The 10,704-nt window shown below is 43.0% G+C and carries 9 protein-coding genes, 15 tRNA genes and 2 rRNA genes; 21 read left to right on the top strand and 5 right to left on the bottom strand.

All coding sequences use genetic code 11. From position 1 onward, the window contains the following. The 17 genes from DVB69_RS16420 to DVB69_RS16500 form a co-directional block, all read left to right on the top strand. Positions 1-126 (top strand): 23S ribosomal RNA (locus DVB69_RS16420); the annotation flags it as partial. A 282-nt stretch (positions 127-408) separates the two neighbouring features. After that, a 5S ribosomal RNA gene (gene rrf / locus DVB69_RS16425) occupies positions 409-524 on the top strand. 39 nt (positions 525-563) lie between these two features. Continuing rightward, positions 564-638, top strand: a tRNA-Asn gene (locus tag DVB69_RS16430). A 4-nt stretch (positions 639-642) separates the two neighbouring features. Then, positions 643-734 (top strand) — tRNA-Ser (locus DVB69_RS16435). Positions 735-761: 27 nt separating this feature from the next. After that, positions 762-836, top strand: a tRNA-Glu gene (locus tag DVB69_RS16440). Positions 837-881: 45 nt separating this feature from the next. Next, positions 882-957 (top strand) — tRNA-Val (locus tag DVB69_RS16445). Positions 958-982: 25 nt separating this feature from the next. After that, positions 983-1,057, top strand: a tRNA-Met gene (locus tag DVB69_RS16450). Positions 1,058-1,060: 3 nt separating this feature from the next. Next, a tRNA-Asp gene (locus tag DVB69_RS16455) sits at positions 1,061-1,136 on the top strand. 18 nt (positions 1,137-1,154) lie between these two features. Continuing rightward, positions 1,155-1,227, top strand: a tRNA-Phe gene (locus DVB69_RS16460). Between the two features lie 9 nt (positions 1,228-1,236). After that, positions 1,237-1,312: transfer RNA gene (locus tag DVB69_RS16465), tRNA-Thr, on the top strand. Between the two features lie 13 nt (positions 1,313-1,325). After that, a tRNA-Tyr gene (locus DVB69_RS16470) sits at positions 1,326-1,410 on the top strand. An 8-nt stretch (positions 1,411-1,418) separates the two neighbouring features. Further along, positions 1,419-1,492, top strand: a tRNA-Trp gene (locus tag DVB69_RS16475). A 41-nt stretch (positions 1,493-1,533) separates the two neighbouring features. Next, positions 1,534-1,606 (top strand) — tRNA-His (locus DVB69_RS16480). A gap of 13 nt (positions 1,607-1,619) precedes the next feature. Beyond that, positions 1,620-1,691: transfer RNA gene (locus DVB69_RS16485), tRNA-Gln, on the top strand. Between the two features lie 6 nt (positions 1,692-1,697). Continuing rightward, positions 1,698-1,772, top strand: a tRNA-Gly gene (locus DVB69_RS16490). A gap of 10 nt (positions 1,773-1,782) precedes the next feature. After that, positions 1,783-1,856: transfer RNA gene (locus tag DVB69_RS16495), tRNA-Cys, on the top strand. Positions 1,857-1,891: 35 nt separating this feature from the next. Then, a tRNA-Leu gene (locus tag DVB69_RS16500) sits at positions 1,892-1,972 on the top strand. A gap of 141 nt (positions 1,973-2,113) precedes the next feature. On the opposite strand, the gene DVB69_RS16505 is transcribed toward DVB69_RS16500, so the two are convergent. Further along, a complete protein-coding gene (locus tag DVB69_RS16505; RefSeq protein ID WP_116020210.1) occupies positions 2,114-2,836 on the bottom strand; it encodes a B3/B4 domain-containing protein in 723 nt (240 codons plus the stop codon). A 54-nt stretch (positions 2,837-2,890) separates the two neighbouring features. Between DVB69_RS16505 and queG the strand changes: the two genes are divergently transcribed. The 3 genes from queG (at position 2,891) to DVB69_RS16520 (ending at position 5,671) form a co-directional block, all read left to right on the top strand. Next, a complete protein-coding gene (gene queG / locus DVB69_RS16510) occupies positions 2,891-4,030 on the top strand; it encodes a tRNA epoxyqueuosine(34) reductase QueG (protein ID WP_116020367.1) in 1,140 nt (379 codons plus the stop codon). Positions 4,031-4,044: 14 nt separating this feature from the next. Then, the gene (gene trmL, locus DVB69_RS16515; protein WP_116020211.1) at positions 4,045-4,518 is read left to right on the top strand and encodes a tRNA (uridine(34)/cytosine(34)/5-carboxymethylaminomethyluridine(34)-2'-O)-methyltransferase TrmL; all 474 of its coding nucleotides are present in this window, start codon (positions 4,045-4,047) and stop codon (positions 4,516-4,518) included. Positions 4,519-4,843: 325 nt separating this feature from the next. After that, entirely contained in the window at positions 4,844-5,671 is an 828-nt protein-coding gene (locus tag DVB69_RS16520) for an aldo/keto reductase (RefSeq protein ID WP_233505445.1), read from the top strand. A 49-nt stretch (positions 5,672-5,720) separates the two neighbouring features. Here DVB69_RS16520 and DVB69_RS16525 read toward each other — a convergent pair whose 3' ends face one another. Genes DVB69_RS16525 through DVB69_RS16535 form a run of 3 tightly spaced genes read right to left on the bottom strand, consistent with a single transcriptional unit; the run spans position 5,721 to position 7,486 of the window. After that, the gene (locus tag DVB69_RS16525; protein ID WP_116020212.1) at positions 5,721-6,560 is read right to left on the bottom strand and encodes an RluA family pseudouridine synthase; all 840 of its coding nucleotides are present in this window, start codon (positions 6,558-6,560) and stop codon (positions 5,721-5,723) included. A 23-nt stretch (positions 6,561-6,583) separates the two neighbouring features. After that, on the bottom strand, positions 6,584-7,057 hold the full coding sequence (locus tag DVB69_RS16530; protein ID WP_116020213.1) for a thioredoxin family protein: 474 nt from the start codon (positions 7,055-7,057) through the stop codon (positions 6,584-6,586). A 3-nt stretch (positions 7,058-7,060) separates the two neighbouring features. Beyond that, positions 7,061-7,486 carry a disulfide oxidoreductase gene (locus DVB69_RS16535; protein ID WP_116020214.1) on the bottom strand — a complete coding sequence of 142 codons (426 nt, stop codon included), beginning with the start codon at positions 7,484-7,486 and terminating at the stop codon, positions 7,061-7,063. A gap of 117 nt (positions 7,487-7,603) precedes the next feature. On the opposite strand from DVB69_RS16535, the gene DVB69_RS16540 reads away from it, so the two are divergent. After that, the gene (locus tag DVB69_RS16540) at positions 7,604-9,160 is read left to right on the top strand and encodes a bifunctional GNAT family N-acetyltransferase/carbon-nitrogen hydrolase family protein (RefSeq protein WP_116020369.1); all 1,557 of its coding nucleotides are present in this window, start codon (positions 7,604-7,606) and stop codon (positions 9,158-9,160) included. A 39-nt stretch (positions 9,161-9,199) separates the two neighbouring features. On the opposite strand, the gene DVB69_RS16545 is transcribed toward DVB69_RS16540, so the two are convergent. Continuing rightward, on the bottom strand, positions 9,200-10,549 hold the full coding sequence (locus DVB69_RS16545; protein ID WP_116020215.1) for a hemolysin family protein: 1,350 nt from the start codon (positions 10,547-10,549) through the stop codon (positions 9,200-9,202). Positions 10,550-10,704: the final 155 nt, after the last annotated feature.

Here is a 10,704-nt window from a genome sequence, read left to right on the forward strand (position 1 = left end):
CGAGATGAGATTTCCCATTACGCAAGTAAGTAAGATCCCTCAAAGATGATGAGGTGGATAGGTCTGGTGTGGAAGCATGGCGACATGTGGAGCTGACAGATACTAATCGATCGAGGACTTTCCCAAAAAGCGGAGACGACCGTTTTGATGCGACAAGCATAAGACGAATCGACGAAGTGGCGATCTTTGCCACGTAGACGAGTTGACTTATGACCTAGAGCATCAGGGAGTCGGAGCTGGATTGCAGCTACCGCATAAGTTAAAGAGCCGTAAGGCTGTCTTGAATTATCAATGTTGGTTTTATCTAGTTTTGAGTGATTAATTTTAAAATCTTTTAAAAAGAAATTGAAATTAACGCTTGCATTTACAACTTGAATATGGTATAATAATTATTGTGTTGTGAAAATGTCTAGTGATGATGGCGAAGAGGTCACACCCGTTCCCATACCGAACACGGAAGTTAAGTTCTTCAGCGCCGATGGTAGTAGGGGGCTTCCCCCTGTGAGAGTAGGACGTCGCTAGGCTTTCACTTTTAAGTGAAAATCCTTTAATAGTTTATCTATTCCGCAGTAGCTCAGTGGTAGAGCAATCGGCTGTTAACCGATCGGTCGTAGGTTCGAGTCCTACCTGCGGAGCCATAATGGAGAGCTGTCCGAGTGGCCGAAGGAGCACGATTGGAAATCGTGTAGACGGCTAACGCTGTCTCAAGGGTTCAAATCCCTTGCTCTCCGCCAGTTAACTTCTCAACATTAAAATAGTATGGCCCCTTGGTCAAGCGGTTAAGACACCGCCCTTTCACGGCGGTAACACGGGTTCGAATCCCGTAGGGGTCACCATTTACATCATTACGAATAAGATATACCAGCAGCACATAGTATTGTGGAGGATTAGCTCAGCTGGGAGAGCATCTGCCTTACAAGCAGAGGGTCGGCGGTTCGAGCCCGTCATCCTCCACCATTATTTCTTTGTTAAATAGTATTATCGCGGGGTGGAGCAGTGGTAGCTCGTCGGGCTCATAACCCGAAGGTCACAGGTTCAAATCCTGTCCCCGCAACCAAATGGTCCCGTGGTGTAGCGGTTAACATGCCTGCCTGTCACGCAGGAGATCGCCGGTTCGATCCCGGTCGGGACCGCCATTTTCTTTAAAACAATATGGCTCAGTAGCTCAGTCGGTAGAGCAAAGGACTGAAAATCCTTGTGTCGGCGGTTCGATTCCGTCCTGAGCCATCTTAATATGCCGGTGTAGCTCAATTGGTAGAGCAACTGACTTGTAATCAGTAGGTTGAGGGTTCAATTCCTTTCGCCGGCACCATGAAATTCCCTTTGGTGGGGTAGCGAAGTGGCTAAACGCGGCGGACTGTAAATCCGCTCCCTCCGGGTTCGGCGGTTCGAATCCGTCCCCCACCACCATTTTTTACAGGGGCATAGTTTAACGGTAGAATAGAGGTCTCCAAAACCTTTGGTGTGGGTTCGATTCCTACTGCCCCTGCCATTTATCTTACTTGTCTCTTGAAGTGAAACATTATTATTATGGCGGTTGTGGCGAAGTGGTTAACGCACCGGATTGTGATTCCGGCACTCGGGGGTTCAATTCCCCTCAGCCGCCCCTTTTTTAGTTTTGGGGTATAGCCAAGCGGTAAGGCAACGGACTTTGACTCCGTCACTCGTTGGTTCGAATCCAGCTACCCCAGTTATTAGCGGAAGTAGTTCAGTGGTAGAATACGACCTTGCCAAGGTCGGGGTCGCGGGTTCGAATCCCGTCTTCCGCTCCACTTATTCTACGGCGGCATAGCCAAGCGGTAAGGCACGGGTCTGCAACACCCTTACCACCGGTTCGATTCCGGTTGCCGCCTCCATTATTTGGTTTCCGTTCAATTTATTTTTATAGTTTGCCCGAGTGGTGGAATGGCAGACACGTCGCACTCAAAATGCGATGCCGTAAGGCGTGCCGGTTCAAGTCCGGCCTCGGGTATCTCAGAAAAGGACAACTTCGGTTGTTCTTTTTTTGTGTTAACTATTTCTTTTGGGCCCCCTACTAATCTGAATTCATTGCATACAAAAACCCGCTCTGTGAAGATTCAGCGGGTTAAAGCATCGATTGTAGGGGCAGCAGTTAATACCTAGCACTCTTGCGAGGTGGTAGATCTGCAGCCTCAATTGAAGGGTTTCCAGCGTATAGAATGGTTGCTGATGCTTCGCCCCCATTAATGCTGGTAAACATGGTTCCACATGCATTCGCTAAGCTTTGTGCTTCTTCAACACTCATAGTAGGCCTGAGGAACAATACGTGAAGTATTTCTGTTGTCTCTTCCGTGATTGCACTCCGGACAGAGTCCACATAGGGGCTGCCGAAAGGGCTGTACCCATCCTTCAAAATTAGGATGTTATGTAATGAATTGAATCTACCGTTTAACCCATCGTAGCCATCTTCTGCAAGTCCCGTTGTTATACGGATATCCCCAATAAGTATTTCTCGGTTATACATGCCAGAAGGAATTCCATATTGAAGACTAAATAAGGTATTCAAATCGATTGCACTGGAATGGCTTTTCAAGTAATCTTGTTTACTGACACGTCGATACAATGCTTCTGCAGAAGGACGGTAGCGTGTAGGATCTGCACCTAGTGCTTTCCAAATATTTCGCCATTCCCAGATTCCTTCAATCTCATTCATTGAGAGTTCCTCAAGTTCAAAAAAGAGTTGTTCTTGAAATAATTGAAGTCTACCTTTTAGCATTTGAGGGGAATCTGACACAGTAGTGCTGTTATAATGGATGATGGCTACTTTAAAATCAGGAACTTCTTCAAATATTGCAGGTTCTATATGAAATTTCATAAAATCACCCTGTTCCTATTTTTCTCAAGTTTATCATAAGGGAGGTGGCAGATGGTGAATATCGCTCAGTTGCAACAAGACTTAGTCGCCTATGCAGCGAAAATTGGTATCGATAAAATAGGGTTTACAACAGCAGCCCCTTTTTTAGAGTTGAAAAATCGATTGAAACGTCAACAGGATCTTGGCTATCAATCAGGATTTGAAGAAAGTGATGTTGAAAAAAGGACTGAACCTACTTTGCTATTAGATCGTGCGGAGAGCATCATTTCCATAGCAGTAGCCTATCCTTCCAAGATGACTGATGCACCAAAGGGGAAAAGAGGGGAAAGGCGCGGTATGTTTTGCCGAGCTTCCTGGGGGACTGATTATCATACTGTTTTACGTGAGAAGTTAGCTTTACTAGAAAAGTTTTTACATGAGAATTCAACCGAAGTGAAAACTAGATCGATGGTGGATACAGGGGAACTAGCTGATCGGGCAGTGGCAGAACGTGCAGGTATCGGATGGTCTGCGAAAAATTGTTCCATTATTACGCCAGAGTTCGGTTCGTATGTCTATTTAGGTGAGATGATTACGAATTTACCTTTTGAACCCGATGTGCCAATGGAGGATCAATGCGGGGAGTGTACACTGTGTCTGGATGCCTGTCCAACAGGAGCCTTAATACAAGGAGGGCAATTGAATGCGCAGCGCTGTATTGCTTTCTTGACGCAAACGAAGCAACCTATTCCTGAAGAATTCCGTAAAGAGGTAGGGAATCGCATCTATGGGTGTGATACGTGCCAAACTGTATGTCCGAAAAACAAGCGGAAATATAATTTAGACCAAGAATCGTTCGTACCTGATGCTGAACTCGTAAAGCCTTTGCTTCAACCGATTTTAAAGTTATCAAATCGTCAATTTAAAGAAACCTTTGGCCATATGTCTGGCTCTTGGCGCGGGAAGAATCCCATTCAACGAAATGCGATCTTAGCGTTAGCACATTTTAAAGAAGAAGCAGCAATCCCAGATTTAGTGAATCTACTTGAAACAGATCCACGTTCTATGATTCGTAATACATGTGCTTGGGCCATAGGTGAGATAGGATCCGAAACTGGTCGTTTGGCGCTTGAACGTGTATTAGAAACAGAAACAGAAGAAACTGTAGTTAAGGAAATAAAAAAGGCAGTCATGAAGATGACTGTAACTGAATAGAAGGAAGTGGAGTTATGCCAATACACGTAGCGCTATTTGAACCGCTTATTCCTGCCAACACTGGCAACATTGCACGAACTTGTGCAGGTACTGGAGCAAAACTACATTTAATTGAACCGCTTGGCTTTTCAACAGACGATAAAATGTTGAAGCGTGCAGGTCTTGATTATTGGGAACATGTTGATATTACGTATCACGGTGATATCAATCAATTGTTTGAGAAGTTTCCTGAAGGAATATTTTATTTCATTACTAAGTTTGGGACAAAGACTTTCTCTGATTTCGACTTTTCAACTGTTGATCAAGATATCTTCTTTGTATTTGGGAAAGAAACTACTGGATTGCCTTCTGAGGTGACAGAAGCGCATTTAGATACGTGTCTTCGAATTCCTATGAATGATCATATACGATCATTGAACCTATCTAATACAGCAGCGATACTTGTATACGAAGCGTTGCGTCAACAAGGTTACCCTGGTTTGCACTAAAAAAAGGATGCAGCTCAATTGAGCTGCATCCTTTTTACTGTGTTATTTTTTCACTTTGCCTGGCTTGTCAGCATAACCGCCTGTGAAGATTGCGGATAGGAATGCGAAGCAGACACCTAAGATTAGAATTAGTCTCATCAGATACCCTCCTGTTGAATCAGTTGTTCTAACATCATTATACCGGATTCACAACAAAAAGGAAATGACTCACTATAAAATATGTGACATGTGTCTGACAAATCTAACAGCATATTCGTTTTCACTACTCCCATCGAATGGTACTATTGAGATATGAAATACGCGATAACGAAGGAGTGGAACTATTATGTCAGCGACCTATACAGAAACGAAAGAACTTGCGAACGGCGTGCCTATGCCTCGATTTGGCTTGGGTGTCTATAAAATGACGGATTCCAAGCAAACAGTTGAAGCGATTACTTATGCATTGGAACACGGGTATCGTGCGGTTGACACGGCGGCAATATACGAAAACGAGACTGAAACAGGGGAAGCAATCCGTGCTTCAGGAATTGCCCGTGATGAGCTTTTCATCACATCGAAAGTATGGAATACCGACCAAGGGTACGATCAAACTTTACGTGCGTTTGAATCGTCATTAAAAAAACTTGGGCTCGATTATTTGGACTTATACTTGACGCATTGGCCGGTTAGCGGGACATTCGTCGATACGTACCGTGCTATCGAACGATTGTATGAAGAGAAGATGATTCGAGTTCCGGGTGTTTCCAATCATCATATCCATCATCTTGAGAAACTAGCTGTTACCGCGAATATTGCACCTATGGTTAATCAAGTGGAACTGCATCCTTTACTAACCCAAATCCCTTTACGCAATTATTGCGCGGAACATCAAATTGCGGTCACGTCTTGGTCACCACTCGCACGGGGCCAGTTATTAGATAACGCCGTTCTAGGAGTAATCGCTAAAACACATCAAAAGTCGGCTGCACAAGTGATCATACGTTGGCATCTGCAGAATGATTTAATCGTCATTCCGAAATCGGTTACACCAGAACGGATTTTGGAAAACAGTCAAATCGGGGACTTTGTGTTAACTGCAGAAGAGATGAAAATGATTGATGAATTAAACCGTAACGAGAGAACAGGTACAGACCCAGATACAATTGGATAAAATAAAAAGCGGTATGGGATAGTTTTCCCATACCGCTTTTAGCTATTCTTTAAATAGTGATAACAATCTTTTCACCCGTAAATGGATGAATGAAAGAAGTTTCTAAAGCAGTTAGACGATAGGTGCCGTCAGGAAGAGCTGCTGCTTCATACAAGTTATCTCCGACAACGGGATGGCCCAAATGCGCCATGTGGACACGGATCTGGTGTGTACGTCCTGTGTCGAGAGTCGCTTCGATCATCGTCGTTTGTTCTTTTCGCTCAATCACTTTGAAATGAGTGACCGCTGATTGACCTGACATTGAAATTCGTCGACGCGTTGGATGATGTCGATCACGACCAATCGGCATATTGACACTACCTTTCAAACGTTTCAATCGGCCTTCCACTTCAGCATGGTAGAGTCGGGTAATCTCGTTGGAAGCAATCATTTGGTCAAACATGGCTTTTGCCATTGGATGCTTTGCAACAATGACTATTCCTGAAGTTCCTTTATCAAGACGTTGGATATGCTCTGCATACGTCCCACCTGAAGCTTGAACGTGCGCAATCACAGCATTCATCATTGTCGCTTCACGGCTTGTCCCGTCAGGATGGACGGCAATGCCATCAGGTTTGAAAACAGCCATGAAGTGATTATCTTCTGCGAGAACTTTCACTCCTGGAACATCTAATGGTGCGTATTCTGAATGGGCTTCAGGCAACTGAAACGTTAACTCAGTTCCTGCTACTAGCGGAGTGCGCCATATGACAGGAACTCCCTCTGAATCCATAACAGCATTTGCCATCCGCAATTCGTGGATATTTTTCTTTCCTGCTTTCCAGTCATCCCGCAATAATTGTTCAAGTGTACCGTCAGAATCTTTCACTGTGTACGTAAATGATGTCATTAATTCGTCCTCTTTTCCGTTACTTACTTGTTGTAATATTCGTTAAAAAATGCATGGATATTTTCTTCTGGCTGTAGTCCAACAAGTCGGCCGACTTCCTTGCCATTCTCAAACTGAACAAGTGCTGGCCATTCTGTAATACCATAGGCTTCTTTAGCATCATCTTCAAATTCCTGCATATTGAACTGGTTAACTTTCACGCCTTCTTCTTTTGCAATCGGCATGAGGACTGGGGTCATTTCCATGCAAAAGTGACATCGCGGATGGAAGAAGTAGACAGTAGTAGGTTCCCCAGATTTAATCTTTTTAGATACTGCATCAGGCAGTACGATGCTGTTGTAATTTTCATTGCCAATCAAGTCGATCGTAGACGGTTCTAAATCGTCAGTTCCATAGGGATTGTCAGCAAGCTTCGATTTGTTTGAAGCGTTAGTAAGTGCGAAAATTGCAACAAAAAATACAACGACAATCCCACCGATGATCAATAGTTTCTTCATAGTTTACTTGGTCCCCTTTAACTGTTTTGACATCAGGACACTTGCGATGAAAATTAGAGCAAATGCAACGAATGCCATAAATGGAATCGTGATAAATCCTAAATAATTCACGTATTGTGCTGTGCAAGGGACATCTCCACATGTGCCTGCATGTTCTTGGAAGATGCTAAGCTTTTGTGTAGCGTAGTGATAGGCGGATAGGCAAGCTCCGATGAGGCTAAATGTCGCAGTTGTCAGCGCGATACGTCCGTTCTTCTGAATGAGTGCAATCCCCGCAATTAGAACAATCGGATACATCAAAATTCGCTGGTACCAACAGTATAGACATGGGGTGAACCCTTTAACTTCTGAATAGTATAAGGAACCCAATGTTGCGACTAACGCAACAGTCCAAATTAGGAGTAACAAATTTTCTAAACGCTTGTTCATATCTTGTGCTCCTCTCAGCGATTTCAACTCCTTATTATAAAGGGAAACCAACTTTTTTGCTATTGTTGGGCATAAACTTCAAAAAAGAGGGTATTCAAGGTTAAGAGGTGATTTGTGTTGAGCGAAGAATTTGATTTATCGTCATTTGAAATAAGCATGGTGGTTCGACAAATGGAAATGTCGGATATCCCTGAAATAATAGCAATGCAATCGGCTTGCTTTCCCGGAATGGACCCCTGGGAAACTGAACATTTGAAGAGTCACTTGACTATATTTCCAGAAGGTCAGTTCGTTGCTGAGCTGGATGGACAAATAATTGGTTCATGCTCTAGTCTGATTTTGAATTTTGCAGAATATGATGATCGCCATACATGGGACGATATTTCCGATAATGGCTACATAACGAACCATAATCCTGAAGGGTACAATTTGTATGGGATTGAAGTGATGGTCCATCCTGAATTCAGACGCATGAAAGTCGGCGAACGACTCTATGAGGCACGAAAAGAACTTGCTCGCGAAATGAATTTAAAATCCATCATCATTGGTGGTCGTATTCCGAACTATCATAAGCACTCAGAAGAGATGTCGCCGAGAGAATACGTCAACTCGGTTGCGAAACATCGCATCTATGACCCAGTTTTAACGTTCCAGCTCATGAATGACTTCACTCTGATGCGCATCAACCCGAACTACTTGCCGGATGATAAGGCGTCCAAGCGTTATGCAACGCTAATGGAATGGAATAATATCGACTACAAAGCCGTTTCAAAACGTCATTATAAAACGAGCTATCCTGTAAGAATTTGTGTTGTTCAGTACTTGATGCGTAAAATTTCTTGCTTTGACGAGCTCGCATCGCAAGTGGAATACTTTGTAAATGTTGCAGCAGATGCAAATTCCGATTTTGTCGTATTCCCTGAAATTTTTACGACACAACTGATGTCCTTCTTGGATGAACCATCAGCAAGTCAGTCTGTGCGAAAGATTTCCGAGTACACTGAAGAGTATATAGAACTGTTCAACAGCTTGGCGGTTCGTTATAACGTCAATATCATTGGTGGATCCCACTTCGTTGAAGAAGAGAACGAGGAGATTTATAACATTTCTTACCTCTTTAGACGGGACGGTTCGATTGATAAGCAATATAAGATTCATATTACCCCGAACGAAAAGAAATACTGGGGGATCAGTGCTGGAGATTCAGTGAGGGTCTTTGATACGGACTGTGGTAAAATTGCGATTCAAGTCTGCTATGACATCGAATTCCCGGAACTTGCTCGTATTGCAACAGAAAAGGGTGCTAACATCATTTTCACGCCGTTCTGTACAGAGGACCGTCAAGGTTATTTGAGGGTACGCTACTGTGCACAAGCACGTGCTGTCGAAAACCAAATCTATACAGTGATTTCTGGAACGGTAGGGAACTTGCCTCAAGCGGTTAATATGGACATCCAGTATGCACAATCTGCTATCTTTGCACCATCAGATTTTGAATTTGCAAGAGATGGCATTGTTGGGGAAGCAAACGCAAACCTGGAAACTGTTTTAATCGGGGATGTAGACTTAGAAGTTTTGAAACGTCAACGTCAAGATGGCACAGTTAAGCAGTTGAAAGATCGTCGTCGAGACATCTACAGCGTAGAATATTTCTGTAAAAATCCTGAGCAATAACAAAAAGAGATGATTCCCATTGGGAATCATCTTTTTTTGTTAGACCATTTCTTCTTCCAAGTCTGCTTCTTCCTCTTCCAGCTTCTCAGCTTCTAGATAGAGAATATGATGACCTTCCACATCCTTAATGGAAAATTCATAGCCTTGCTCAATTATCTTTTCACCAGGAATAGCTTCAAAACGTTGGGACATGAACCAGCCGCCAATCGTATCGATATCTTCTTCATCAAGCTCAATGCCAAGTGTATTATTAACATTATCCAATAACATTTTTGCATCGAGGATGAAGTGCCCTTCGCCAACAATCTGAACGTCTGGTAATTCGTCTTTATCGAATTCATCTTGGATCTCACCGACAATTTCTTCCAGAATGTCCTCGATTGTCACTAACCCGGAAGTTCCACCGTATTCATCCATAAGAATCGCCATATGAATGCGTTCCCGTTGTATTTTTAACAGTAAGTCTCCAATTGCCATCGTTTCAATGACACGGATAATAGGCTGCATATATGCAGTAACCGGTAACTCTCCGTTTTTTGGGTTTTTAATGTACGCTGTGAGCAAATGCTTCATATTGACGAGACCAATCACGTGATCTTTATCGCCTTCGATGACAGGGTAGCGAGTGAATTGCTCGATACCTGGCATGTTGAAGATTTCAGCGGCAGTCATTTCTTTTTCAATTGTCATCATTTCCGTTCGAGGAACCATAATCTCTTTTGCAATCCGATCGTCGAATTCAAATATTTTGTTCACATATTTGTATTCAGATTGATTGATTTCCCCGCTTTTCAAGCTGTCGGACAAAATCATTCGCAATTCCTCTTCTGTATGTGCTACATCTGCTGCATGGATTGTTCGAAAGCCAAACAATCGAGTCACTAGCCTTGCTGAACCATTCAAGATCTTAATGAACGGATACATCGTGCGGTAAAAGATGATGAGTGGTTTTGCAAGTAAGAGTGTTATCGTTTCCGCCTTCTGAATTGCTATTGTCTTTGGAGCTAGTTCTCCGATGACAACATGAAGGAACGTTACAGCAACAAGTGCGACAGAAAAAGAAAGGAAGACTGTCATGCTAGTTGATAACTGCATATAGGTAAACAAAGGCTCAAGCATTAGCGCAACAGTCGGTTCACCAAGCATACCGAGTCCAAGTGCGGTAATCGTAATTCCGAGCTGACAGGCAGACAAGTATTCATCTAAATTATCAACAACTCGTTTAGCATCTGTTGCTTTTTTGTTACCGGCTAAAGCAAGCTGATCAATTCGTGTCATTCTGACTTTCACTATTGCAAACTCAGCTGCAACAAAAAATGCAGTGAGGGCGATCAAGGCAGCAAAAGCTGCCAAGCGTATGGGAATATCCAAATGGGTGCTTTGTTTCATGCCAATAAAGGGGGAAACAAAGCGTACACCTCCTGTGATTTGAAATTAGGTAGTTAAATTAATCATAAATGGTTAATGAGAGAAATACAATGATTTTTCCTTAAGAGTTGCTTGTAAGAACCTATTAAATTTTCAAAAGATTTCATAAAAGGGAT

It is taken from the genome of Sporosarcina sp. BI001-red, assembly GCF_003384035.1.
Lineage (GTDB): Bacteria > Bacillota > Bacilli > Bacillales_A > Planococcaceae > Sporosarcina.